The organism is Neochlamydia sp. S13 (assembly GCF_000648235.2).
Taxonomy (GTDB): domain Bacteria; phylum Chlamydiota; class Chlamydiia; order Chlamydiales; family Parachlamydiaceae; genus Neochlamydia.
Genome location: NZ_AP017978.1, coordinates 131901 through 158380, shown reverse-complemented (window position 1 = coordinate 158380; position 26480 = coordinate 131901). Strand labels below are relative to the sequence as shown.

Sequence of the window (26480 nt, the reverse complement as noted above, 5' to 3'; positions counted from 1 at the left end):
AAAATAAAGCTAGATAAAAGGAGGGTAAGCTTATGAACTTAGGAAGTTTCTCTATTAACTCTTTTATATTTACTCCATTTAAGGAACTAGCAAAAGAAAAGCCTTATCTAGGGCTAGGCCCGTATGCAGAAATTAGCTTAAAGATTTTCCTGGAGCTGAGTCAGCAAGAACTAACTAACGCACGAGGTGTTTGTAAAGAGTGGAAGCAATTAATTGAGCAAATGGATGGATGGAAAAGGCTCCATTTAAAGAAAATTAAAAGTAATTTACCCACATCTAATCAGCTTGCTGCTAATGAAGCAAATTCCTTGAATCCTTTCCCAGCTCACTGGAACTCATCTCAAATAGCTAAATCTTTATGGTATGATCCTTCAACTATTATTAGTGATGCAGTAGAAATAAAAGTAAATGCTGTAGCTGCCTATCTACATAAAGAAGGTTTTGAATTAAAAGGGGTTGCAGGTGACGGCGATTGCTTTTTCAGTGCTTTTTTAGGAAGCTATAAAGGGCTTTCTAGGAAGATTCCATTGCTAGAAGAGCAAAGTAATAAAATCTCCTATTTAAGGCAAGTGCTTTCAGACATTGTTAAGCACACTGACAGTAAAAGGGCGAAAGAAATAATTAAAAAAGGAAGTCGGGTAAGTGGCTTGGACGAAGGAGATTTATTAGCCCGGGCTTTATCTATTCCTATAAGATTAGTTACAGTGAATGAAGACTCTTTGGGATGTGGCATTAATGATATGCTTATCTCTTCAAAAGTAGGCTTAACATCTAAAAAAGATAGATCCCAGGAATGGGAAACTATTCCTCAAGAAGAAAGGCCTCAAGACTATATTTTTATTGTGGATTTAGGTGGTCATTTTATCTACGCTCAAAAGCCCTTAAAGCAAGATAAAATCCTTCTTTCAAAGTCGAAAACCCCCACTAATTTTCTTTTTTCTAATTCTCTATCTACAAATGCATTAAAAAACACCCTCAAAACATTGGAGAGCCAGGAACTTTTATCAGACAAGGAGATAAAAGAATTAGAACAAGCCTATACGCAAGCTTTACAAATGGCTGTTCAAGAAAAAGATCCTCTTCAAGAAAGCTTTTGCATAGAAAAACTAGGCGATATTTATCTAAGAAAACAAACGTCTGAAACGCTTCTGCAAGCGGCAGGGCTTTATAATTATGCCTTACGCCTAGCTCCTCAAGAGCGTCAAAAAGCTCTTAAAGCTAGACTTGCTCAAGCACAGAATTTACTTGTTAGAGAATGTAAAGGTAAACCTTTTGATTCTGTGTTAATAGAGAAACAATTTGAACGCAATCGTAACAAATTAAAAAAATTTAGAGAAGAAATAGAGAAGAAAATTCAAACCCTGTCAGAGAATCCTCCTTCCCAAGAGGTGAGAGAGCTTTATGGCGAGATAGCTCACGAGATAAAAATTTTCTTCGGACAGCTTGTAATACAAGCCATGCATCAATTAGATACTGCGCCTTGTGAGTATGCCATGATAGGCTTTGGCTCATTAGCTAGAGAAGAGATGACTCCTTATTCCGACTTAGAATTTGGCATTCTTATACAAGAAGATACTCCTGTAAATAGGAAGTACTTTAGAAATCTGACCAATTTAATTCATTTACAGGTTATCAATTTAGGGGAAACTATTCTTCCTGCTTTGAACATCCCTTGCTTAAAAGCAATAGGCTTTTTCGATGGCATTACGTCGCGGGGCTTTGCCTTTGATGGAGCAGGAGTAGAAGGAAAAGGCTGTAAAACTCCTCTGGGGAATGGTAAGACATTTGAGCTTATTCAAACTCCTGAACAGATGGCCCAATATGTGGGTAAAGATGAAAAAGGCCAGTGGTGGCATAAAAAAGAGCCCCATCTTCCTATGGAATTGCTAAACTTTACTCATTTGTTAGGCAACGAGGAGCTAACTAAAGCCTATGATGAAAAAATTCAAGAAATACTCAATACGTCTTATCAAGAAAACCTTGATCTGCGCCATTATTTAGCCAAGCAGCACCTTGTGCTAGCTGATATGATAGCTTTTAACCCGCGAATGGATTTACACAGGCATGGCATGCTTTTTCAAGTTAAAAATGATTTTTATAGGTTTCCTCATTTAGCTTTTGACCGGTTAGCGCTGCTTAAAAAAATAGAGGCTTCCGACACTTTTACTAGGATGGATAAGCTAAGTGAATTAAAGATTATAACGAAAGAGGCTACTGAAAAGTTAAAGGATTGGATGAGCCTAGCCTTATTCATGCGCCTTAAGACTTATTCTCATTATCAGGCGCAAAAAGAGATGATGAATCCTCTCCTTAAACCTTTTGGCTTTGAGGATCCAGGTCTTATTCAACAGCAGTTTGCCCTAGATCATACAACTCTAAAGAAGATAAAAAAAATCTACCACCTCTTTATTCCTTTCTATCAATCTATTCACGAATTTTTAGCAGGCAATGAAGATAAACTTAAATCTTCTGATTTGGAGGATAACTCACTAGAGACGCAAGGCGATATATACCGGAGGCTTTTTCAGCATAAAGAAGCAGAAAAATGTTATCTTTTAGCAGAACAAGAAAATCCACAAAATACAGAAGTTTTAAGTGCTCTTGCAATCATTTACCACGAGCAAGGCAATTTAGATAAAGCAATAGATTATAGCAACAAAGCGCTTGCCATTACCATCAAGCTTTTTGGTGAATATCACCCCGGGATGGCAAGAGAGTACAACACCCTAGGACTAATATACAAAGAGAAAGGCAGTTTAGCTCAGGCAGAAGAGTATATTAACAAAGCGCTTGCCATCAACCTTAATTTTTTTGGTGAAAATCGTCTCTCCGTGGCAGTCAATTACCACGAGCTGGGGGGAATCTACCAGAGCCAAGGCAATTTAGGCAAAGCGAAAGAGTATGTTAAAAAAGCGCTTACCATTGACCTTAAACTTTTTGGTGAAAATCATCCTACCGTGGCAAACCATTACAATAACCTAGGACAAATCTCCCAAAAGCAAGGCAAATTAGATAAGGCGGCAAAGTATAGTACCAAAGCGCTTGCCATCAACCTTAAGCGTTTTGGTGAATACCATTGCGTAGTGGCAACTTGTTACAACAACCTGGGAATGATCTACAAAGAGAAAGGCAATTTAGGCGAAGCGGAAGAGTATGTTAAAAAAGCGCTTGCCATTGACCTTAAGCTTTTTGGCGGAAATCATCCTACCGTAGCAATTCGTTACAACAACCTAGGATACATCTATCAAGAGCAAGGCAATTTAGACCAGGCGGAAAAGTATAGCAACCAAGCGCTTGCCATCAATCTTGAGCTTTTTGGTAAAAATTATCCCAGCCTTGCAACCGATTACAACAATCTAGGGGCAATCTACCGAGAACGAGGCAATTTAGACAAAGCGGAAGAGCATGTTAAAAAAGCGCTTGCCATGGGTAGTGAGCTTTTTGATGAATATCATCCCCATATGGCAAATTTCTACAATAACCTAGGACTAATCTACCAAGAACAAGGCAATTTAGGCAAAGCAGAAAAATATATTAACAAAGCGCTTGCCATTGACCTTAAGCTTTCTGATGAATATTGCCCCACTGTGGCAAATTGTTACAACAACCTAGGACAAATCTATCTAGAACAAGGCAATTTAAACCAGGCGGCAAAGTATAGCAATAAAGCGCTTATCATTGATTTTAAGCTGTTTGGAGAACATAATCCTGTGATTGCAAGGGATTACAACAACCTAGGACTAATCTGCAAAGAGCGAGGCATTTTAGACAAAGCAGAAGAGTATATTCACAAAGCGCTTGCCATCAACCTTAAGCTTTCTGAGGAATATCGTCCTATGGTGGCAAATTGTTACAATAACCTAGGAGTAATCTACCTAGAGCAAGGCCATTTAGACAAAGCGAAAGAGTATATTAGCAAAGCGCTTGCCATCAACCTTAAGCTTTTTGGTGAAAATCATCCCCAGGTTGCAATCGATTACAACAATCTAGGGATAATCTACCGAAAGCAAGGTAATCTAGACAAAGCAGAAGAGTATATTAGCAAAGCGCTTGCCATCAACCTTAAGCTTTTTGGTGAAAATCATCCCAAGGTTGCAATCGATTACAACAATCTGGGGACAATCTACCGAGAGCAAGGCCATTTAGATAGAGCTTTAGAGTCTATTGGCAAAGCGCTCGCCATTAACCTTAAGCTTTTTGGGGAAAATAATTCTAATGTGGCAAGTTATTACAATAACTTAGCACAAATCTACGAAACTCAAGGCAATATAGGCCAAGCCGAAGAGTATACTAGCAAAGCGCTTGCCATCAACCTTAAGCTTTTTGGTGAAAATCATCCCTTGATGGCAACTTGTTACCACAACTTGGGAATGATCTACAAAGAACAAAACAAGCTAGACAAAGCAGCAGAGCATAGCAATAAAGCGCTCGCCATTAACCTTGAGTTTCTTGGTGAAAATCATCCCACAGTGGCAATCAACTACAGCAGCTTAGGGGTAATCTGTCAAGAGCAAGGCAATCTAGGCCAAGCGGAAGAGTATACTAACAAAGCGCTCGCCATTAACCTTAAGTTTCTTGGTGAAAATCATCCCAACGTGGCAACCTGTTACAACAATCTAGGGCAAATCTACCAAAAGCAAGGCAATCTAGATAAAGCGGCAGAGTATGTAAAAAAAGCGCTTACCATTGACCTTAAGCTTTTTGGTGAACATCATCCCGATGTGGCAATCGATTACAGCAACTTAGGAATAATCTACCAAAAGCAAGGCAATTTAGTCCAGGCGATAGAGTCTATTAACAAAGCACTTGCCATCGATCTTAAGCTTTTTGGTGAATATCATCTCCAGGTGGCAATTCTTTACAACACCCTAGGACAAATCTACCAAGCTCAAGGCAATTTAGATAAGGCGGAAGAGTATATTCATAAAGCGTTTATCATCAATCTAATGCTTTATGGAGAATTTGTAATAGAGAAGATTTAATCTTAAATTAGCGATAAAAATAAAGGAAATACGGTTTAAAAAATGCGAAGCTCAAAGTCCTGTTGCTTATTTAGTGATAGGGCTGAAGTTAAAGTGAGCAGCCCCAAGACCCACAAGGAGTGTCAAATACCAAATTTAGCAACTCATCAAAAAGCTATAAAAAATAAACTCCTGTATCTAGGCGTGTAAAATGATAGGATATTCTAGAGATAGCTCTTATAGATTCAAAGAACTTTATGAAATAAGGGGAAGAGACAGCTTTTCAAGATATGACACGTAAAAAACCCTGTATTAAAAACAGAGTAGACGAGTCTATCGAAAAAGCTGTGGTTGGTTTTACTCTTCGAAAGCCTGCTTGTGGGCAACTAAGAGTATGTAACGAGCTTAAGAAACAAGGCGTTTTCATTTCGCCAAGGGGGGCGTTCTGTTTGGATTAGATACAATCTTTAAGACTTTTCAAAAATGTCTTGAAACTATCAGAAGCTAAAATGGCTCAGGAAGAAATGATATTAACAGAGAATCAACTAAAAGCTCTTGAAAAAGCCAAGGAAGAAAAAGAAGTGCATAGAGAAATTGAAACTGAGCATACAGGTTATCTACTATCTCAAAGATACCTATTATGTAGGCATTATTAAAGGTGTGGGACGCATTTATTAACAGACAGAGATCGAGACTTATTCTAAGGTAGCTCTCGTCAAGCTGTATGATAGGAAAAATGCATTGGTAGCGCCAAGATCTGCTTAAATGATCAAGTCATTCCCTGGTTTAAAGAGCAAAATATTCATGGTTTAAGAATATTGACCGATTGTGGTACAGAGTACTGTGGAGCAAGAGAGCATCATGAGTATGATGCTATATCTGGCCATTGAAGGCATGGACCATTCTCGTACTAAAGCTTGGCACCCTCAAACGAATGGAATCTGCGAAAGGTTTCATCAGACCATTCAGAACAAATTTTATGCCACAGCTTTTAGGAAGAAAGTGTTTAAAAATGTTGAAGAATTACAAGAGGATGTGGATAAATGGATGAATGAGTATAATAACGAGAGAATACATACAGGAAAGTATTGTTTTGACAACACGCCTTTACAAACATTCTTAGATGCAAAACATCTTGCGCAAGAAAGGATGTTAGATAAGTTACAACTGACAAAAATAGTATCAGCCAGGTAACTCATATTTGTCAGGTCAAGTGTTGTGTAGGGTTAAGTTATAAATCCCCAGCAAATCCTGTTTAATGAGCTGAATTTTAATTAACCCTTAAATGCATACGTTATTTTTGATAGACAAATTTAAGCTTTTTCAATTATTATTCTCTAAATAAGAGGTAATTATGAATGTATCCCATAATGAAACTATTTCTTTACAAGATAGAATTAATAATAAAGGCTTGTTTAAATATGAATCTTTAGTTAGTAAAAAAACGCAGGTAGCTGTGATTACTTTTACTTATTTCGATGATCAATGGGAAATGACGTGTGCTAATTCTGCTCTTTATCAAAGTTTCTACCAGAAGGGAATTGCTGTCCCTAAAGACAAAAGAAGTTTTTTTCAGGATCGCAAGGTGATTACTATGGAAGATAACCTTTTTCCTATTGCTTTTTTTGAAATTCTTGCTCCCCATCGATTTCCGCCTGATCAATATGAGTATAAAGCCGAACTTAAAAAGCTTTAGAAAATGTTCATTTATGAGAAAAATACTCTCTTGCTAGCAGGTTTGTTTCTTTAAAGGTCAGGCCTATTACTCGTTTCATTATAGTTTGTTCAGCAACATCCCAGTTTTTAAGAAACATTTGAACGTTAATGGGCTCAGAATTCTTAAGAGCTAGCGCATTTTCAAAGTCCTTGTAAGCATCTTTGACAAGGCTTAAAAATATAGGATTGGTTGTAAAATAGCCACTTTTCCCTTCTTGCATATCAGTATCTAAATTATTAGCTAATGAATTTCTGTCACGATTGAAGTTATGCACAGATTGTTCTTGAAGCATTGTAATCTCTTTTGAAGAATCCTTTTTAACGGCATAAATGTAAGGAATAGTTTCGGGAATGAAACAACGCAGTAGCTCGCGACTAGGTAACTGTTGGCCCACGTTCTTTACCCAATGTTGAAGGAAAGTCAATGAAACCAGTGAATTAAAAAGAACGTTTCCCCCAATGGTTAAAGAAGGTGTATCCGGATAAATAGATTGAAGTTCCTCTAGCTTTTCTACTAAAGTTGTATAAAGCTCTTTAGGAGGAATACTTAAAATTAACTCTTGCCAGGCAGGGGGAATTTTGTCCTGAGTGAAATTTATGAACATCCACTCAAATCCTAAATTGTCATGTGTGTTGCCTTTTTTTAATGAAGCTAAGCCAGGAAAAGTACTTCCTTGATCAATTAAAATGATACTATCTTTGGGGGCGAGAAAAGCATTTCCTAAGTGACGGTCAGTATTTAACATAATGATATCCATGACAAGCATCTTCATTAGTTCATCTCTAGAAATGTTCTGTAATTTAATTTCTGGTAAGTCTGTCAAGGGAACACCTTCTTTATATTTTTGGAAGGAGCCTATTTGCCCCTCTTCGCTTGAGAAGGAGATTTTATCAAAGCTAGCAATACTCGTGGGAGGTACTCCAAAATTTTGAATGTTTATTCTTATATTGTTTCTGATTAAATGGGCTGTAAGATATTGGCTTAACATATATCCTAAATATTCTCTTACCGCTTGTTCGTTTTCAGGAATGCCTGCTCGCGTTTTTTCTGTTTCATTAATAGGTTTAAACACTCCTTCAATCTTTTGGTTTTCAAAGTTATATTTAACAAAATAGCAACCATTCGTACCGGAAGTGGCTTGTTTAATAGAAACGTGGGATGAGCTCTGACTCAAAATAAGGGGAAGTAAATTGGTTTTAATTTGCCAAATTTTATGCTTTACAGACAATCTATCGATTAAGACTTCGGGTGATTGAACAGTAGCCAAGCCGTTATCCTTACCCTTCATATCTTTAATAATTTGGAAAATAGCTTCTATTTTATCCCTAGGCTTGGATATTTGGCTTTCATTGAATAAAGCACGATTAGTTAAATGACTAGATGAGTAATCATTGGAGGGCCTTTCCATAATAACTATCCTATTTAAATTTTAACTATATTTTTATTATAAAGTATAGAACTAATATAATAATAGTTTTAATTAATTGAATTATTAATGTTTGAAAATGTTTTTAACATTAATGTTTTAAGTTGGTGCTTTAATGTTTTCAAATTAAAACCTTAGATAAAAAATAACTTGTAAAAAAGGATTTTTTTAAGAAATCAAAAATTTTGAAGAAATTTATAGGGCTGCCACTGTAAAAAAATGCTAACGAGAAATAAAATAGCAGAGTGAGGCTCAAAAACTTAAAGAATAGATAATTTCAAATTTGCTTTATAGTTAATATGCTTAAAAAAAAACAACGTCTGCATGCCCACTCTTTACAAGTTGCTTCTCTACTTAAGCGAATGGTTTTATAAAGTAGGGGTTTGCATAAGGAGTTGCTCGAAAGCGTATAACATGCTTTTTAAGAGAGAGGAAAGATGGATTTTCGCCAATCGGTGACTACGGGGGTAAGAAATGCAAAAAGTTTTATGGTATGATAAGCTGAAGGCTATCTATTAATTTTTTCCAGCAAATTTTTCATAATAGATCTAATAGTACAGATAATAATTAAAAAAAACTATTTAAGAAATAATTATAAAAATAAATGAAAGAAATGTTGAAATAGAATAAGAACCTATCCCGATAATATTGAAAAATTTAAATTTGTGGTGTATACTCTTCTTTTTTAAGAAGGAGAAGATGTATGCCAGGAAGATTTGAAGGACTTACAGATACCCAATGGATAATCTTAAAACCACTTTTGCCACAGAGCTCTCCAAAAAAATTAAAGGGAAAGCCTCATACTCCGTGGAGAAAGATTTGTAATAGCTTATTTTGGATTTTGATTACCGGTTCGCGTTGGTGTGATCTTCCTAAAGGACCGAATTGGGGATCAAGATCTGCCACTCATCGGTGGCTAGGTAAATGGCAAGAAGATGGAACTTTAGATAGCTTGCTATCGGCATTAAAGGAATGCGCAGATGTGGCAGGAATGATTAATTGGGAAAGACTAGCCATTGATGGTTTTTTTTTCAGGGGGAAAGGGAGGCGGTGAGTTAATAGACTATGGTTACAAGGGTAAAGGCATGACTACCCATCTTCTGGTAGACGGCAATGGCAGTCCATTAAGCTTTGAAGTAACCAGTGCTAAAGGAGATGAAAGGAAACAGGTGGAAAAGTTGATTGATCCGCATATGGATAAGCTGCAAAGGCTTTATGAATTTAGCCAAGTCATACCTATTTTAGAAGCTGATAAAGGATACGACTCTGAGGAACTTAGGGAGAAGTTGCTAAAAAGGAAAATATATCCATTTATACCTAGGCGAAGAATAGGGGCTATCAAGAAAGCTGAGGTGATTGTCTGCCAGCTCAAGAAATGGAGGTGGCAAGTTGAAAGAGCCATATCTTGGCTACAACGAAAGTTTAGAAGAATCGTTGTGCGATGGGAAAGACAAGTGAAATATTGGAAAGGGTTGTTAAATTTTAGTCTTATAATGTTTTGGATAGGCAGATTATCGGGATAGGCTCAAAGAAGTAAATGAATGAGGAGGCTGACTATATTTTGATTTATAAGGTAATCATCGAGGATGCCTGATGTACCCTATTTTGAGGAGGACAAAGCAAATTGATTATCTAGCAGGCCTGGGGCAGAGAGACTCTCTTTTAACTATCAAATAAATAAACATAACCCTCAAGCTAATAGGGTTTTTAAAAATTTTTTTGCGTGTGGTTGCGCTGGTAATGGCGTTCAATACCATTAGCTACTTCTTCTGGATCATCCGTCAAAGAAATTAACTTCAAATCATTTTCTGAGATACATTGTTGAGTAAGCATGGTAGATTTAATCCAATCTATTATTCCCTTCCAGTAATCCTTACCCATTAGATAGATAGGGAAGGGGTGGATCTTATGAGTTTGAATAAGGGTAAGAGCTTCAAATAATTCGTCCAATGTGCCATAACCTCCGGGCAAAAAGACAAACCCTTGAGCATAACGAATAAACATGACCTTACGTATAAAAAAGTAGCGAAAATTCAGGCGATACTTTCTATCAATATAAGGATTTAACTCTGCTTCAAAAGGCAGGTCTACTCCTAATCCGCAAGATTTGCCCTGCGTCATTTGAGCTCCCTTATTAGCCGCTTCCATGAGGCCTGGCCCGCCACCGGTAATAATAGCAAAACCTTTTTTGGCAATATGTCCTGCCACATCAATGCCTAACTTGTAATAAGGATGGCTAGCTTGTAATCTAGCAGAGCCAAAGATAGATACCGAAGGCCCGAGGGTGGTCATATTTTCGAAGCCTTCTACAAATTCAGAGATAATTCTAAATAAGCGCCATGAATCAGTTTTAAACAAATGAGCTTCATCTTCGACATTATTATATAGCATGTAGCTCCTCAATAAAATTAGGCGTGCGTTCAGCTGTTCGTGAGTGTATGTATATAGAGATAATTTTCAATAAAAAAATTTACAACAGGCATTTATCTTAAAGAAGCTGCTAGAAATTTTATAGAAAAGTCGCTTAAAAAATGAGCAGCCATTATGAATCAAAGGAATGAAAATTAAATTTTATTTACTGCAAAAGCAATACGCTCTTGAATAGCTCTTTATGTAATCATATACTTAGTGAAAAGCTTGTGTTTAGGGAAAGAGTCAGCTTGAAAAAGATTGATTTCTTTTTGGCTATACAGCTGCAGTTATTTTAAAAGGTATAACTTAGTGATGAAGGAAAGTGAAAGTATAAGGGCTATTCATTTACTTTAGTTTTAAGGTTTCGGCGGTATATTTTAATCCTGTAATCCCTCGGCGTTGCAAAGGTGTACCAAATAGCTTCTCAGGATTTTTCTCACATTCTTCTAATTTTTCCAAATCTAAATAAGTTCCATTGCCGCTCGCAGGAGAAAAAGCTGCGGTGAGAGAGGGTAAAGTTCTTTGATTATGAGGACAGGCATCTTGACAAATGTCACAGCCAAAAATATAACCAGGATTTTTTTGTTGTATTTCTAGAGGAATGGGTTTTTTAGATTCGATTAGGTGATAAGATAAGCATTTAGCAGCGTCTAACTTATAGGGGGAAGTTAAGGCCTGAGTAGGACAAGCATCTATACAACGTGTACAACTGCCACAACGCGGTAGCCGTAGAGAAATCACAGCTCCTGGTATCTCTAACGAGGTCAATATGCCTGAAAGCAGAGTGTAAGTGCCAAAACGTCGGTGAATAAGTAAAGTGTTTTTGCCAAACCAACCCAACCCAGCCTGTACGGCCAAAGCTTTTTCTAAAAGGGGGCTAGAATCGCTGAATCCTTTAGCTATTCCCTGTTCACCTACGCGCTCTTCTAGCCATTGAATGAAGTTTTTTAGTCGTTTACGATGGACATGATGATAGTCTCTTCCTCTAGCATAGGAGGCTATCAACCCTTGGCCTGCCAGGAGATTTTCTTTAGGTTGCTTATAGTAGCTAAGAAAAATAAGTGCCGTCTTTGCCTGGGGAAAATATTGCTGAGGATAACAACGTATTTCCTTTTCCATGTAGGCCAGATCTGCATGCTTTCCTTCGGCGAGCCATTCTTTGTAGGCTTGAATATCTTCTTGGCGAACATTTGCTGGGGTAATTCCTACATCATCCCAACCTAATTCTAATGCTTTTACTTTGATCTCATCAAAGGATAAAGTCATTTTTTTATACTTAACATCCGCGAAAATAGCTCTTTCAGACTTGTTTTTTTGTATTTTCCCGTTTGATTGCCATTGGCCACTTCATGAAGATTTTCAATAGCAATAAAAGCAGCAGGATCCTCTCTATAAATAAGCTCTTTAAGATCAGCAAGCTGAAGGCGTTCGGCGATTACATAAAGAATCTCTCGCTCATCTCCTGAAAAGCCGCCTCGTCCATACATAATGGTTAGCCCTAAGCCTAGTTCATGTACGATCGCATTGGCAATAATTTCTGATTTGGAAGAAATAATAATGACCGATTTAGTCTCATCTAAACCTACAATGACAGTATCCATAATTTTGCTAACTACCATGTAGGTAATCAAAGAGAGAAGAGGAGGATGCCAATCTTTAAAGGCGATTCCAGCAGCACTAAATACAAAAATATTAATAACCAAAACAACCTGTCCAACGGTAAAGCCCGTGAGACGATTACTGATAATCCCTAGAATTTCTGTGCCATCAAGACAGCCACCATAGCGAATGATTAAGCCTATGCCTATTCCCAAAAGCGCTCCGCCAATCACTACTACCTCAAGCGTTTCTCCTTTAAATTCTGCCCAGGGCATATAATGCTCAATAAAAAAAATAAAGCCGGTAAAGAAAAGAAGAGCAAAAAACATATGAAGGACAAAAACTTTGCCTATATACCTGTAAGCCAGAAAAACAAAGGGCAAGTTTAAAGCAAAAGTAAAATATCCTAAATATTGAGTGCCAAAAATATTAGCGCATACCATGGCTATTCCTACAATTCCACCATCGATTAAACGGTTGGGGATCAGAAAAACTTGAATCGCAAAAGCAGCTAAAAAAGCACCTGCAATTAAAAAGAGATAAATAATAAGCTCTGAACCGATGGATTTAGTGCTAGCTGAGGTAGGATGGTGCATAATCTAAAATTAGTTAGGGGTTTGTCAAAGAAAACAGTATAAATAAAATTCAATTAAATGTAAAGAAAAAGATGAGGCTGCTTTGCGGATTATTTACTGCTCTTAAGGATTTTTTTAAGCTCTTTGCTTAGCTCATTAAAAAAGATAAATTTTTTATAATGAGCTGGTTATTAGAGAAGAGCACTATTTTTTCCTAAGAAAAAATGAAAATGCTTGAGATAAATAGCTGTAAAATGTATATTGAATGCTTCCTTTTGAGGGCGTATAGCTCAGTTGGTAGAGCTCCTGTCTTACACACAGGTGGTCATAGGTTCGAGTCCTGTTGCGCCCAACTATGCACACGCGGGAGTAGTTCAATTGGTTAGAGCACCGGCTTGTCACGCCGGAAGTTGCGGGTTCGAGTCCCGTCTCCCGCGTTTCTTTTTAATCATTTCACTTTTTTTTCTTAGAGAAGATTGGCTTACCTTAATCTTAACATTCTTAAAATATCCCCTTTATTAATTTAGAGATTTTCCTCAACGCTTTTCCAAAAAAAAGGGGGGGGGGAGTGATAGCTCTAAAGAGCTCTTAATACGCCTTTGAAATACTCCTTATGCAGCCCCGTATTTTATAAAAATCTCTCGAACTAAGTAGAGAGACATGTTTCAAAGGGTTGGTTATGCAGACTAAGGTGCGCCACGAACTTTGACAAGCCAACGGCGGGTCAAAGATGCTGTACAAGAGATTAGGGAAGGCCCCTAGTAACCGATGACTTAGGCATAGGTTACAAACCACCTTAAGCTGCATGGGTAAAGAGCCCATGTGGTGAGCGTTAAGGAAAAGGTATAGCAAGACTATATCAGGTGAGAGTTAAGGAGACGAATGCAAATGAATCACTGATGACGTGTCGAAAGCATAGGGATGATGTCAAAACTGGGGGGTCTTAGTTAACCCAGGACAAATCTAAGGGAAACCTAATATTAACTGCTTAGATGGCATCCGGCATAAAGGTGACGTGAACTTAACTACAGGCTCTTATACGGAACGTGGGAACCTGTCGCCTTGATGAAAAGGGAGAAGTTCAAATGGAAGCCCCATAAGAACCAGAGTACCGATGCAAGGAACAGGGGCGGAATAGCCCGTAGTAGTGAGGAGACCTCTGTAATGGAGGTGGAGCGAAGGGGACTATATTGTTTAGCTTAAGATTAATCGAACAACTGGAAACAGGAGGAATCGATGAATACAGCAAAGTCGTATTGTATTTCTAAATCCATTGTATGGGAAGCATACAAGAGAGTAAAAGCTAACAAAGGAGCAGCAGGTGTTGACGAAGAGTCTATAGAAGAATTTGAAAAGAATCTTAAAGACAATCTGTATAAACTTTGGAATCGCCTATCGTCGGGGAGCTACTTTCCGCCTCCCGTAAAGATAGTTGCCATACCAAAAAGTGATGGAAAGCTGAGAAAGCTGGGAATACCCACAGTATCAGACAGAATCGCACAGATGGTCGTTAAGCTGTATCTAGAGCCAGAGATTGACCCACATTTTCATCCTGATTCTTATGGGTACAGACCTGGAAAATCAGCGTTAGAAGCCGTAGGAGTCGCTAGACAGAGATGTTGGCGCAACGACTATGTTATTGACCTTGATATCAAAGGATTTTTCGATAATTTAGACCACGAGCTCGTGATGAGAGCCGTAAGGAAACACACCGAAAGCCAATGGATTCTTCTGTATATAGAACGCTGGCTAAAAGCGCCAGAGCAAGATGCAGACGGGAAACTTATAAAAAGAGATAGAGGGACTCCACAAGGGGGTGTAATCAGCCCTTTACTAGCCAATCTATTTCTTCATTATGCCTTAGACGAATGGATGAGGAAATGCTATCCAGGTAATCCATTCGAGCGTTATGCTGATGATATAGTGGTTCACTGTCAAACGGAAGCGCAAGCCAACGAAATAAAGAAAGCTATTGCAGAACGCTTAGCTCAATGCAAACTGGAGTTGCATCCTGCAAAGACAAAAATCGTCTATTGCAAAGATGATGAACGAAGAAAAAGATACCTAAACGAGAAATTTGATTTTTTGGGATATACTTTTAGAGCCAGAAGATCAAAGAATCGGTATGGAAAGCTCTTCATCAACTTTAGTCCCGCAGTAAGCAATAAAGCAAAGAAAGCAATAACGAGTACGATGAGAAGTTGGAAAATGCATCTGCGCAGTGACAAGAAGATTGTAGATTTATCAAGAATGTTTAACCCCATGATAAGAGGTTGGATCAACTACTATGGTAAATATTACAAATCAGAACTCTATCAAATTTTCAATGTTGCAAACCGTACATTAGCAAGGTGGGCGGAAAGGAAATACAAGAAGTTAAGAGGCCACAGCAGAAGGGCAATGCATTGGTTGGGAGGGATCGCAAAACGAGAACCTCAGCTATTTGCTCACTGGAAAATGGGCGCCATACCTGCGACTAGACAATAGGAGCCGTATGAGCTGAGAGGCTCACGTACGGAACTGTGAGAGCGTGAGGGTGTGATCCCCTCGCGCTACTCGACTTTTTTCAAAGTGTATAACTATTATCTTTGCTTACTCAAGTTAGCCTTTAAAAATAAAGAAGGAAGGATACAAGCCAAAGATCTTTTACCAGACATTATAAAATCTTAAAAATTGAGAGTAAAAGCAAGAGCTGCTGGAATTGATAGCCAAGCAGGAGGGCTTTTATTGGAATCGATCTAATTCCTTAGATAATAAAAGTTTTATTTTTAACTTCTTTTCTTGTTTTTCTTAAGGCTCAGCTTGCAAATTTAGATGATCTTCAAAATGGCTTTTTGCCTCATTGAAATGAGCTAAATCTGTTAATTCTCCTACATGCACAGGTACTGCCGCGATATATCCACGGGCAAGCCAAGAAATGTCGCTATCCTCATGTTCTTCGAATTGCTGCAATTTAGCACCTAGCCAGTAATAAGAATGTCCTTCAGCAGGATGATTACGCTCTAACGGATCTTCAGCCCAAAATTCTTTCCCTTGGCGGGTCAGTTTGAATCCTTTAATCTCATGTTGATAAGTGGGAAAGTTAACATTTAGCAAGCTACCCGAGGGCAGGGGATGCTTCACCACATAATCCACTAAAAGAGGTACATAGTGTTCTACCTTTTGATAGTCAGTATTGAAGTAATCTACACAAGAAAAAGCAATGCCAGGCACACCTTGAATAATACCTTCAATAGTACCTCCTACGGTGCCACTATACATTAAGTTGCGGCCTGCGTTCGATCCACGATTAATCCCCGAGACAATCAAATCTGGTTTCCTGTCAAGGATTACTTTGAGCCCCATCTTTACGCAATCGGCAGGAGTGCCTGTAAGACTCCAGGCTTGGGTTTGGCCAGCCCATTCAACCTGATGTAAACGAAGAGGGTTACGTACGGTAATGCTAACACCGACTGCTGATTGCTCGGTTGCAGGCGCAACGATCGTTATATCTGCAAAATCTTTTAAAGCATTCCAGAGATGTCGAATACCCGGGGCATAAATGCCATCATCGTTTGTTATAAGTAAATGAGGCCGTTTAGACATGTTAAATCCATAGCAGTTGAAGAGCAAATATAAATGTTTTTTAATGATAAGTCAATCATAATAATCACATTAACTTCTTTAAGAATTATCGCCTGACAAAAATAAAACTATACGGTAAAGTGCGTCTTTACCGGATAGTGATATAATTTTATGGCACCAAAGAAACCTAAACCTTCAAATGCTCAAGATTCCTTTATAAAAGAGCCAGCAAAAAAACGTTTGACCATTTTGGCTCGCTTTGTAGATAGAATACGTTCAACGTTTCAAAGGTTCCAAAGTAAACCTCTGCAAGAGCATCCTCTGGTGGGGAGAATCCAAGATTTGCAATCTAAAGCCAGCGCGGTACTAATTCAATTACAAGCTATTAAGAATGAGCTTCATAAAGAAATTGATGCTGAAGCTTTTGTTTACATTGAAGCAGTAATAGATCCGCTTATTAAGGAGGTTTCTCGTTTACATAAATCTATAGAGCAGCCGCGCTCGGTTTTACATCAAGCAAAAACTTATCAGCGTTATAGCCAATGGGTAGAAAAAGCTAAGTTATGGATTCAAATTTGCTCAAAGACTACCGACAAAGAAGCTCTTTTTAAGGCTGTTATCCGCTATACGATCGATGAATTTCTTGAAGTGATAGACAGGGATGTACAAGTAATCACTGATTATCAAGAACATATGCTAGAGGCTCTTTCGATAGATGAAGAGGAAAAGATAGATTTAGCCCAACGTCTTGAGGTTCGTTTACAATCTTATCTTCATGCTCTTAACGCCTTAAGGGTAAAACCAGAAAACCTTCCTTTAAAAGAAATTGCTGTATGGAAAGCTCAAGTTGATAAGCGCCGCGAAAAATATTTCGATGCAGCTCTTCATGCAATTGATAAAATTGTTAATCAGTCATTACCTGACTTACGCGATGAGGAAGAAAATGAGGATTTGAAAGATGCGCTTATCCAGATTGCCTACTTAGAAAAACACATTCCTCCTTGGTATGATGAAATTAACCTAGCCGAAACTCTAACTTTTACTCAGAAAGCTGATTTTAAATCCCAACTTGAATTATGGGAACAAAAAATCCATCGTTTGAACTTAGATCTACGTTTAACTCCTGAGCTAATTGAGCGCCTTAAAACTCTTAATGAAATCATTCATTATGCTCAGCATAAACTGATGTCTTAAAAAAATACTCGTCCAGCTAATAAATCTTTTTATCTTTAAGCTTGTAAAAGTTGTTTGCTGGTAAAATTTTAAAAAATATAGTCGCCAGCAATTTCTCTCTTGCTTTGCCCATCTAATACATGAAATGTACGCAACTTATTAAGGGTAAGAGGAGATAGTTGCCCTGAAGGGATGTAAACTATCTTTTTGCCATAGCGGCGTGCAAAACTTTTCAATAGGGAGCGAGGTGGTTGATTGGCAACATAGACCACTAGCGATTGGACAGCATAATCGATAGCTGCCATAAGAAGCACCTCAGCTTTAGAAATACAATTTTGATAATCAGCGTCAGACCATATATCAAACATTCTACGGGGAGGATATGACATCATAAAACCTCCATACTGACAACGCGAGATGCCGGGCCCGACCACATTAGCATGGAGATCGGTAGCATAAAAAGCCATATCGGATTCCTGACTATGTTCTCCTAGCCAAGTCGTACGCCAAGGAAACTTTTCTAAGTAAAATTCATTTTCTTTAGGAGTATCTTCATCAAATATTACTACTATTGACCCTACTCCGCCTGGAGGCTTCCCTGAAACTTTGACATATAATTTTTTTTCATGCCAATGGCGAATCGTTTCTCTAGTATCGACTCCATCCTCTAGACTTGAAGAAAAAGGAACGATGCGAGCAGCTTCTTCGCGCATGAGCTGAGTGCCCTTCTTCTTTAAGAAATCCCCAAATTTTTCAATCACTAGGTCTTCGGGAGGATACGAGCAAATACTAAACAGGGGAGGTGGTCTAAAATGAAGCTGAGCTCGGTTCTTGCGTTGCTTATGAAAAGATAAATCTTTTCTGCTTTTTTCTTTCCTATGAAAACGAATGCTTTTACTAGCTCCCCAGATATCTTCAATAGATAAATCAATTTCAGTAAGCTGATCTACATTACGTCTATAGGGATATTCTGTTGCCAAAGCCCATACTTCATAGGCATAATTGTGATCTACACATCCTTTGGCAGCGCTGATTAGCTGATACAAGTCGGGTAAAAGTTGCTGATGGAGCCATGCATAGTTGCGAGAGAATTTCATGATATTGCGAAAATTATAGCCTGGAAAGCTGTTTCCCGTATTCTTAGTATAATTTTCAGCGGCCAACTTAAAGAGATTATAGATGAGCTTTTGACGATCAGGAGGAAAAGAAGAAAAAGCAGACTCTTCTCTATTTTTTAAAGGATAGGCACACCTGGCTTGTTCATAATTTTTAGTGATCCATCCATATTCTGCCATAACTTCTTGGGTAGATAATTCCGATAAGGTGAGCAGCTCAATATGCTCTCTTGAGGCATGCTTCAAAGGAGCAAAAGAAGCTTTATCCATCAATGTAAGAATATTTTCTATGTGCGACATGCCGGCTATAAAAAGTATTCTTTCATAGCTAAAAGAGAGTTCTTTTAAGCGTCTTGCCATGAACATCTCACGCTGTTGATCCATAGTACTTTTGATTGATTTTTCTAAAAAAAAATCTTTATATGCTTTATAATAGTTCTCTAACCCTATTTTGTGTATAGCATAAGTGTCAGGCATATATTCTGTACTATCAGGATAATCATCGACATCAAGGTCGATACAATAGGCAGGAATTTGAGCTTCCATGGCACTGCGCAGACCTTCAAAAGCAGGATCGCAAGGTTCACTCATATAATAGATAGGCGTATGATTTTTATTATAGCACATCACCACACTAATATCCGGTAGACGAGAGGCGGCATGCAATAATTGTAGCTGCATAGTTTCCGCAAGTTCCACGGCAACGCAATCAGGTTGAATGGCCTCAAAAGCCATGCGTACCTGAGCTGCCATTTCCATTTTATAATGGAGAATGGGTACCGCAAAAACAGCTCCCTTCTGAATATAAAATGCTTGTAGATTGTTCATAAAATTTACATGAGGTGGGTAAGTGCTTCATCGCCAAGCGTCATGAGAACGGCTTGACGTAGCAAATTATCAATATTAATTTTACTGTTTTCTAAAGTTTTTAACCTCTTCGCTGCATAACGTGCAATATTGATTCCGTCCCTGATCGTGTAATTTTCAGCGTTAGTATGGGCTTTTTGTAAAAAATTAATAACGTACTCAACAATATACTCATCAATAAAAGGTAGATTTTCTTTAAGAATGCGTTTTTCTTCCTCGGCTTCGGGAAAATCCAGATAGATCTGAGGCTGTAAACGACTGTGAATATATTCCGGAATCTCAAACGTCGAAGTATCATCGTTCATGGTAATACAGATGCGAAAGCCAGGGTCTGCCGATACTTTAAGGCCAGCTACAATGGATTCAATATAGCGTCTTGTGTCGAGAAGGGGAGCTAGTGAAGCCCATGACTTTTCACTCATGCGATTAGCTTCATCAAGAATACAGACGCCCCCTCGTAGCATGGCAGTAACTAAAGCGGAAGCTACATACCGGATTCCGCCTGCTTTATCTATAACAGGGCTAATAAGTAAATCTTCTGGACGTGTATCCATCGTGCATTGAAAAATATAAACCTCTTTATTTAGCTTTTTTGCTGCTGCATAGGCAAGGGTAGTTTTGCCGACTCCTGGCTTGCCAATTAAGCGAGGGTTTAAAGGTATATCTTTTTCATCAATGACCAACCAAGCTGCCAGAAGTTGATCCAATACATCTTTTTGACCTATCCATTGAAAATTGAATTGGTCAGGAAATCCTAAAGCAATTTCCACTCCTTGAATAGTGATATGATTTTCATGCTCATTGGACCTGGAATAAACCATATTGATCTCCTTTTTGATAAAAAGTGTATGAAGATCCACAACAAATGTAAACAGTAAAAATAAAAGTGATTAGCTTTTTGAGAGAATTAAAAAAAAATCAAAATAAATCTTTAAGGAAAGATTTGTTTTGATAAGGAAAATCGATCGCTTTTTATAGGTAAGTTTAAGCTTATGTTTCTAACTAACTGAGCGTTTTATAAAAAGCATCCTGGAAGTTTTTATCGATCATTTCAACACTATGTATTAGGGCTTAGCAGCTTTATGCGAGCCATATAAAAGAGAGGCTCGGGCAATATTTTCGCTAGCATAAGGGTAAAGAATTTCTATTTCTTTAATTAGTCCCTTTACTTTCTTGCGCATGGAATTTTGTCCTACAGGACATCGGCACGTAATTCTTATGAATCCATACTGTTCTGCAAAAGCACGAATATCTTCTTCTTGAATGTAAATAAGAGGGCGTATAATCGTTATCCCATATTTTTGCATATAAATTTTGGGTAAATTTCCTGCAAATTCACCTTTATGCAACAAATTCATTAACAGGGTCTGAATGTTATCATCACGATGATGGCCAAAAGCAATAGTAGTGGCTCCTACACTTTTGGCAGCTTCAAAAAGAAGGGATCTTCTTTCGCGAGAACAACTGTAGCATTCAAGTGTTTCGAGTTTTTGCTTAGATTCTTTAACAATAAAATGGACGCCTAGCTGATCGCAAATAGCTTTTAAGTAGGTGACATTTACGCCTGCCCCGCAAGAAAATTCGCCATTAACAAGGATGGCATATATATCTAATTCAGGAAAGCCCTTACCTGATATAGCTTTTAGTAAAAATAATAGCGTCAAGCTATCTTTTCCTCCCGATAGGGCTATCGCTATCTTATTATTGCTCTCTAGCATTTGATAGTCATAAAGAGCTCGGCGAAAAGTGCTTTCTAATTTTTTACCTAAGCGCGACCAGGGCGGTTGAGCAATAGGTAGAGAGATAGTCATAAAAAATTAACTTTTATTTAAAATAATTACCAAATACTTTATAGTACCCTTAGAGGCGGAGTCAAGGCATTTCTATAATTTGCTCTAAATCTTACCAATATAGCCTAAAGGATATGGATATGACAGAAAAAGTGAGTCGTAATGATCCCTGCCCCTGCGGATCAGGAAAGAAATATAAAAATTGTTGCTGGGGAAAAAAGTACACTAAAAAGAAACTTACTGCTAAATGGTTAAATCAGCCTGCTATGCCTAATCTTATGGAACGCACTTTCGGAGATTCTATTGCTAAAACTTTTAAGCAGGCGCCGCCCCTACTCCATGCGGAAAAGGAAGTCTCTTCTGTAGAAGCCCCCCCTTTAGAGAAAACAGAGTGATTGATTAAGAGCTTTTTATAGCGCAAGTTTAAGGCTTCTCTTAAGCTTGCCTATAGCCTGCGTAAGATTATTAAGCCAAACGATTCGTGAAAAAAATGCACTAACTTCTTGAACACTAAAAAATTAGAATATCCCGTTATTTTTTTATAAAATGACTTGCCGCTAATCATGCATTTTTGCTATAAGTTACGCATAATTAAACGCTATCTTTTAAACGAGTATTGTGTAAGCTGACATAGCTCAATTGGTAGAGCACCCGACTTGTAATCGGACGGTTGTGGGTTCAATTCCTACTGTCAGCATCCCTCTGGGGGTGTCGCCTAGTGGCAATGGCAAGAGACTGTAAATCTCTCGACTTCGGTCTGCGTTGGTTCGAGTCCAACCGCCCCCATTTTTTTGGACGCTTCTTACCGTCCACTAGTTTTGTAAATAGATCACATGCCTGTATAGACAGGTTTTTATCCAATTTTATGTTCTGAAACATAAAGTTTAGCAGTTGACTTTTTTCATCCACTTCAGAACTCTCAAAGATCTCCCTAGCACGAGCGGTTAAATTCATCACCATGCTGGCGGTTATATAAAAGTTTTAATCTGCTTGCTCATGGCGAGCCATCTGCTCAATGATCTTAACTTGTCGAGCTTTGCAATCTCTCACTTTTTCAAGATACATCTTCTCATCAATCAGTCTATCTAACTTATCATCGTACATCTGACCGATTCGCTTTGGGATACGGCCCTGCTCGTTTCGCAGGGCAGTTAAACTTTCAGTAAGGAAAAGGTTCTCGGATTCATGGATTTTCTTTAGATAGCTTGTGACATCAGCAATTTGCTGGTTGCTTAAGGCAATGTGGTCAAAGTATTGAGAAAGAGACTCAACCAAGGACTCTTCACGGATATATACTTTTTTGCAAACTCCCTTGGCATTCGTACAGCTATAGTAGATGTAACGCTTCTTATGAATCTCGGGAGTGACCGTACAGCCACAATGAGCGCAAGTAATCATGCCTCGAAGGATAAATGGTTCAGAAATCTTTTTATGAGGCTTCTTGTAATACGCTGCTGAAACATCTTGTGCTTGTTGATAAAGTGAAGAAGAAATGAGAGGCTTATAATGGTGTTCCGTCAAACCATACTTCGTCCTCATCATTCCGCAATAAAATGGGTTTTTAAGAATAGAATCGATTTGAGATCTTGCAACCCTTTTACCTTTTTTAGTTCGAAAACCGACTTTTTCGGCTTCTTCTGCCAGTTTAAGGAGCGAATAATTGCCTGTTGCATATAATTCAAACAATTTAACGATAAAGGGTGATCGTTCTGAATCGGGTATCACGTTCTTTTCGCCTTGTTCATCCGACAGATGAAGATACCCAATAGGTGCTAAGCCTATCCAATTTCCACTTTTAACAGCTTGCTTTTTACTTCGCTTAACGTTGTCCCTCGACTGAAGGACATAGTTACGAGCAAACATAACTCCCATATCTCAACGAAGAATATCGGAGGAATTGGATTTGAGGTTCAATACGAGTCCCTAACGCATGAAGTGCATCTCGACCTTTCCTTCTTTACTTAGTTCTTTCGAAACTACCGACTCTTTGAAACTACGCTGGACTCTGTCAATAGTGTCATCAACTAAAGCGATGGTTTCTGTGGATTTTCGAATTTGCACAAGAATTTTTTCAAATTCTTTTCGAGTGTCCTTAGTGGATGATGGTGAGAGATATTCATTAGCCGGCTCTCCAAGCTTTTCCGAAAAGCTGTTACCGTTTTAAATATTTTACCCATATGCTTCTTCCATCATTTTTAGGAGCCTTTCAGCGACTTTAGCAGGATATCTTTGATTGGCTTCAATGGCATATTTTGTGATTAGCCCCTTTTTCTTAGCATCCTGAACAGCCTGCATTAATAAATCTTCAGAGAGCACACTATCTTCTAAAACATCAATCAAGGTTCGCAACGGCGTTGTGACTTTATAGCCTTGCTTCATCACAATTTCATCGGTGTGTAAATTATCTCTATGCAAAATCAGAATCTCTGGAATTTTTGCCATTCTTCTAAATCCCAAAGGAACAGTCATGTGTAATTTTGATGGCATGTTATCCTATAGCTCATACAGATCAAGAGCTGTATAATGAGAATATACTCCTTGTGGGACATTTGATCGATTTCTAGACCATAGGAACCAAAGAACGAGTTCTTCTCTTTCGCCTACCGGATATTTGGCGAGACGGTATATACCCTAAAAGCTTTAACCCAATCACCGGTTTTGATATGATACGCATGATTTTTATCACTGAATCCAGCAGCTGTCGCTTGTTGAAAGGTAAAATACCCTTGCTGGGTTTCTGCTATTTCAAAAAGTTCCGACTCTGGAGTTTTCATAAATCCCCTAATATTTAAGGGTTTTATATAAGAAAAACCTCGTAATGTCAAGCCTGTTGATTCGGGGATTAAGCAAAATTTAGACTTTAGAAGAGTTTGCATTAAATAGTATAAATGATGGAATTTTCCTATTTGCAATGCTGTATGCTCCTAGGCTACTCCCATAAGTGTTTTTGCAAATGATAAACTAAATATTTCTACCTAGCTGTGAGCCTTTTAATGGTTACCCTAAAGCTAATGAGGTCAACCCTCTGCGCTAACAAGCAGATGAAGGCTTGGCCTTTCGATCGGCAGAAATAGCTTTTTCCAAGCGTTTGAGCTACCATTTATGCAATCGCATGTTTTATAAATGAATCTCCTTAGGTAAAGAGACAGCTTTCAGAGGGCTGGGTATGCAGGCTTAGTTTTTTAAAGCTTATTAGCTATTCTTTAATTCTTAAGCGAGCCTAAGACTTCAAGCTAGCACCATGCCTGGCTTTATGCAAGAGGTAATAACCGTTGCTCCTAGAATCAACCAACAGGCCTGTGCAGCATTTTGATATAAAAATGCTTGTATAAAAAAAACTTATAAGCCATCAGGGGATGGGAAAATCAAAAGCCTAGAAATTGTTTTACATGCCAAGCAATACTAGTATCTCCTTGATCCCTTATAATTTTTTGTAAGAAAAGCCCCCTTAAAGCGTTTCTTACAAATAAGAACTTAAGGCCATCTGAGATAAGTTTTTCATATCTTCTTATTAAATTTCCCTATGCAATTTGGTACTTTAGACTCTTAGCAAAGCTAGGGGTAGAAGGCTACGAAAGGTACACTATGCAAGCTAACAAAAAATTTTGCTTTAAATAGCAGGATTTAGAGCCCTTTTTTTATTATCATTAATGTTACCTATCGATTAGCTTTTTACTTCATTTTCTGCCTGAGCTTGAAGATTGTAGAAGAATCGCATAAAGAACGGGGTAAAGACCGTAGTAATGGCAATCACAATGATCATAGAAGCATACAAATCGTTATCAAAAATTTTGCTATCTTTCCCCACTTCTGCAAAAATTAGCCCCACTTCTCCTCTTGGAACCATCGCAATACCCACAGCCCATTTGATCCATTTATTTTCTTTAAAAAGAAGGAAGCCTGATGATAGCTTACCCACTATTGCGACGATAAGTATAGAAATAGAGAGTAGCCAAATGAAGGTTGATCCCCAATTGATTTCGCTAAGGTTTAAAGATAAACCTATCGTGACAAAAAATAGAGGCGTAAATAGATGAACGATTGGCTTCATTTGGGTTTCCACTTTATGAGAAAACTCTTCGTTAAGAGGAGAATAAGTTCCCCAAGGTAGAAAGAATTGTCGAGAAAGAGCAAGGCCTGCTGCAAATCCTCCTAAAAGTGCAGGAGCTCCCATCTGATGAGCTAGCCAAGCAAACAATAATATTAGAGAAACGATAGTGGTGGGAAGAAGTCCAGGAATCTCACTTTTCTCTTCATAATGTTTGATGATATTAGAGATAAATTTAGCAGCTATAGGGGCTAAAATAAGAAATAAACAGATGAATAGGAGCACTTTGCCAATATTTATAAAGCTAATCCCTCCTCCTTGAGAGAATTCATAAAGGATAGATAACAAAATAATACCTATGATATCGTCGATGACAGCGGCGCCAAGTACAATTTGGGCTTCATCGCTACTCTGTTTTTTAAGATCAGTAAGCACTCGAATTGTTATTCCAATGCTAGTCGCTGTTAATGTGCTTGCAATAAATAAAGATACGAGTAGGCTTAAGTCAAATAGTTGGTAGCTGACAAGAAAACCGAGCGTAAAGGGAATGATAACCCCTCCTACTGCTACTATAAGAGGCTTGCTGCCTGTCTTTGCTAACCTTCCCATATCCGTTTCAAGTCCTACTTCAAAAAGAAGAAGAATAATTCCTATTTCTGCCAATAACTTAATCATCTCGTTAGGCTCTATTAAGTTAAACAGGCTAGGTCCAATGAGAACGCCGGCAAAAAGTTCACCAATAACAGAGGGAATATTAAACCTAGCGAAAAATTCTCCTAACACTCTAGCCATAAATAGAATAATGACAAGCTGGAGAAAAAAGTTGTGAATTAGCATAGTAATGTTTCCTTAAGGCTTGTAGATTAAGTTTTCAGCTTCTCGTGTAAGGGTCAGCTTATGAAATAAAAATGGGCAATTTTAATAATGCTCTCGTAGTATAGCCTAGTACTCGAGAGATTACAGTAAAAATGACACTTATGCTAAATAAGTGCTTTGTTTATGTCAAACGCTTGGCTTACTCCTTTTACATTTTTGTCTTTTTTGTGTCATCCAAGTTGATGAAAAAAAATATTAATTATATTTTTTATTTGCTTATTTAGCTTGCTTGTAGTTGGGTAAAAAAGGCTTCAAAGCCTGATTTTACCAAAAAACCAAGCTTCATAAATATAATTTTTTACACGGGTAGATGACTTAGGTTTTCTGAAGATTTGGGAGGTAAAAATTTATTTTAAT

19 protein-coding genes, 4 tRNA genes and 1 pseudogene are annotated in these 26480 nt (G+C 38.0%); 12 read left to right on the top strand and 12 right to left on the bottom strand.

All coding sequences use genetic code 11. From position 1 onward, the window contains the following. Positions 1 to 32 precede the first annotated feature (32 nt). The 3 genes and pseudogenes from TY21_RS10600 (at position 33) to TY21_RS10590 (ending at position 6657) form a co-directional block, all read left to right on the top strand. Positions 33 to 4982: a tetratricopeptide repeat protein gene (locus tag TY21_RS10600; RefSeq protein ID WP_052354635.1), complete on the top strand. Its 4950-nt coding sequence runs from the start codon at positions 33 to 35 to the stop codon at positions 4980 to 4982. Between the two features lie 190 nt (positions 4983 to 5172). After that, positions 5173 to 6155, top strand: a pseudogene (locus TY21_RS10595) (integrase core domain-containing protein). A gap of 160 nt (positions 6156 to 6315) precedes the next feature. Beyond that, on the top strand, positions 6316 to 6657 hold the full coding sequence (locus TY21_RS10590) for a hypothetical protein (protein ID WP_042243534.1): 342 nt from the start codon (positions 6316 to 6318) through the stop codon (positions 6655 to 6657). 7 nt (positions 6658 to 6664) lie between these two features. Here the strand turns inward: TY21_RS10590 and TY21_RS10585 are convergent, their stop codons facing one another. Beyond that, a complete protein-coding gene (locus tag TY21_RS10585) occupies positions 6665 to 8086 on the bottom strand; it encodes a hypothetical protein (RefSeq protein WP_042243537.1) in 1422 nt (473 codons plus the stop codon). A gap of 721 nt (positions 8087 to 8807) precedes the next feature. Here TY21_RS10585 and TY21_RS10580 point away from each other — a divergent pair. Then, positions 8808 to 9158, top strand: a complete 351-nt coding sequence (locus tag TY21_RS10580) for a transposase (protein WP_042243539.1) — start codon at positions 8808 to 8810, stop codon at positions 9156 to 9158. Between the two features lie 31 nt (positions 9159 to 9189). Continuing rightward, positions 9190 to 9627: a transposase gene (locus tag TY21_RS10575; protein WP_052354636.1), complete on the top strand. Its 438-nt coding sequence runs from the start codon at positions 9190 to 9192 to the stop codon at positions 9625 to 9627. Between the two features lie 184 nt (positions 9628 to 9811). Here TY21_RS10575 and TY21_RS10570 read toward each other — a convergent pair whose 3' ends face one another. The 3 genes from TY21_RS10570 to TY21_RS10560 form a co-directional block, all read right to left on the bottom strand. After that, positions 9812 to 10495 carry a TIGR00730 family Rossman fold protein gene (locus TY21_RS10570; protein WP_042243545.1) on the bottom strand — a complete coding sequence of 228 codons (684 nt, stop codon included), beginning with the start codon at positions 10493 to 10495 and terminating at the stop codon, positions 9812 to 9814. 366 nt (positions 10496 to 10861) lie between these two features. Then, on the bottom strand, positions 10862 to 11782 hold the full coding sequence (gene queG / locus TY21_RS10565) for a tRNA epoxyqueuosine(34) reductase QueG (protein ID WP_042243548.1): 921 nt from the start codon (positions 11780 to 11782) through the stop codon (positions 10862 to 10864). After that, positions 11779 to 12711, bottom strand: coding sequence for a YitT family protein (locus TY21_RS10560; RefSeq protein WP_042243550.1), 933 nt, complete (start codon positions 12709 to 12711; stop codon positions 11779 to 11781). The genes queG and TY21_RS10560 overlap by 4 nt, the downstream gene beginning before the upstream one ends. Positions 12712 to 12969: 258 nt before the next feature. Between TY21_RS10560 and TY21_RS10555 the strand changes: the two genes are divergently transcribed. The 3 genes from TY21_RS10555 (at position 12970) to ltrA (ending at position 15177) form a co-directional block, all read left to right on the top strand. Then, positions 12970 to 13042, top strand: a tRNA-Val gene (locus TY21_RS10555). Positions 13043 to 13053: 11 nt separating this feature from the next. Continuing rightward, positions 13054 to 13127 (top strand) — tRNA-Asp (locus tag TY21_RS10550). Between the two features lie 799 nt (positions 13128 to 13926). Beyond that, positions 13927 to 15177, top strand: a complete 1251-nt coding sequence (gene ltrA / locus TY21_RS10545; protein ID WP_174232785.1) for a group II intron reverse transcriptase/maturase — start codon at positions 13927 to 13929, stop codon at positions 15175 to 15177. 303 nt (positions 15178 to 15480) lie between these two features. On the opposite strand, the gene surE is transcribed toward ltrA, so the two are convergent. Beyond that, positions 15481 to 16275: a 5'/3'-nucleotidase SurE gene (gene surE, locus TY21_RS10540; RefSeq protein ID WP_039383940.1), complete on the bottom strand. Its 795-nt coding sequence runs from the start codon at positions 16273 to 16275 to the stop codon at positions 15481 to 15483. Between the two features lie 150 nt (positions 16276 to 16425). Between surE and TY21_RS10535 the strand changes: the two genes are divergently transcribed. Further along, positions 16426 to 17448: a hypothetical protein gene (locus TY21_RS10535; RefSeq protein ID WP_042242308.1), complete on the top strand. Its 1023-nt coding sequence runs from the start codon at positions 16426 to 16428 to the stop codon at positions 17446 to 17448. A gap of 68 nt (positions 17449 to 17516) precedes the next feature. On the opposite strand, the gene TY21_RS10530 is transcribed toward TY21_RS10535, so the two are convergent. The 3 genes from TY21_RS10530 to TY21_RS10520 form a co-directional block, all read right to left on the bottom strand. Further along, on the bottom strand, positions 17517 to 19370 hold the full coding sequence (locus TY21_RS10530; RefSeq protein ID WP_042242311.1) for a hypothetical protein: 1854 nt from the start codon (positions 19368 to 19370) through the stop codon (positions 17517 to 17519). Between the two features lie 5 nt (positions 19371 to 19375). Further along, positions 19376 to 20230 (bottom strand): AAA family ATPase, encoded by an 855-nt coding sequence (locus TY21_RS10525; RefSeq protein WP_042242312.1) that lies wholly within the window; start codon positions 20228 to 20230, stop codon positions 19376 to 19378. A 243-nt stretch (positions 20231 to 20473) separates the two neighbouring features. Next, entirely contained in the window at positions 20474 to 21220 is a 747-nt protein-coding gene (locus TY21_RS10520) for a tRNA 2-thiocytidine biosynthesis TtcA family protein (RefSeq protein ID WP_042242315.1), read from the bottom strand. Between the two features lie 119 nt (positions 21221 to 21339). On the opposite strand from TY21_RS10520, the gene TY21_RS10515 reads away from it, so the two are divergent. From TY21_RS10515 to TY21_RS10505, 3 genes are all read left to right on the top strand, one after another. Beyond that, positions 21340 to 21594 (top strand): SEC-C metal-binding domain-containing protein, encoded by a 255-nt coding sequence (locus TY21_RS10515; RefSeq protein ID WP_042242318.1) that lies wholly within the window; start codon positions 21340 to 21342, stop codon positions 21592 to 21594. A gap of 229 nt (positions 21595 to 21823) precedes the next feature. Continuing rightward, positions 21824 to 21896 (top strand) — tRNA-Thr (locus TY21_RS10510). Between the two features lie 7 nt (positions 21897 to 21903). Then, a tRNA-Tyr gene (locus TY21_RS10505) sits at positions 21904 to 21985 on the top strand. Between the two features lie 195 nt (positions 21986 to 22180). Here the strand turns inward: TY21_RS10505 and TY21_RS10500 are convergent. The 4 genes from TY21_RS10500 to TY21_RS10485 all read right to left on the bottom strand — a co-directional run bounded on the left by TY21_RS10500 (position 22181) and on the right by TY21_RS10485 (position 26084). After that, on the bottom strand, positions 22181 to 23062 hold the full coding sequence (locus tag TY21_RS10500) for a recombinase family protein (protein WP_042242321.1): 882 nt from the start codon (positions 23060 to 23062) through the stop codon (positions 22181 to 22183). A gap of 306 nt (positions 23063 to 23368) precedes the next feature. Next, the gene (locus TY21_RS10495; protein WP_130589761.1) at positions 23369 to 23686 is read right to left on the bottom strand and encodes a hypothetical protein; all 318 of its coding nucleotides are present in this window, start codon (positions 23684 to 23686) and stop codon (positions 23369 to 23371) included. 113 nt (positions 23687 to 23799) lie between these two features. Further along, positions 23800 to 24111 carry a type IV toxin-antitoxin system AbiEi family antitoxin domain-containing protein gene (locus tag TY21_RS10490; RefSeq protein WP_042242327.1) on the bottom strand — a complete coding sequence of 104 codons (312 nt, stop codon included), beginning with the start codon at positions 24109 to 24111 and terminating at the stop codon, positions 23800 to 23802. Positions 24112 to 24863: 752 nt separating this feature from the next. Continuing rightward, the gene (locus TY21_RS10485; RefSeq protein ID WP_042242330.1) at positions 24864 to 26084 is read right to left on the bottom strand and encodes a cation:proton antiporter; all 1221 of its coding nucleotides are present in this window, start codon (positions 26082 to 26084) and stop codon (positions 24864 to 24866) included. Between the last annotated feature and the right edge of the window lie 396 nt (positions 26085 to 26480).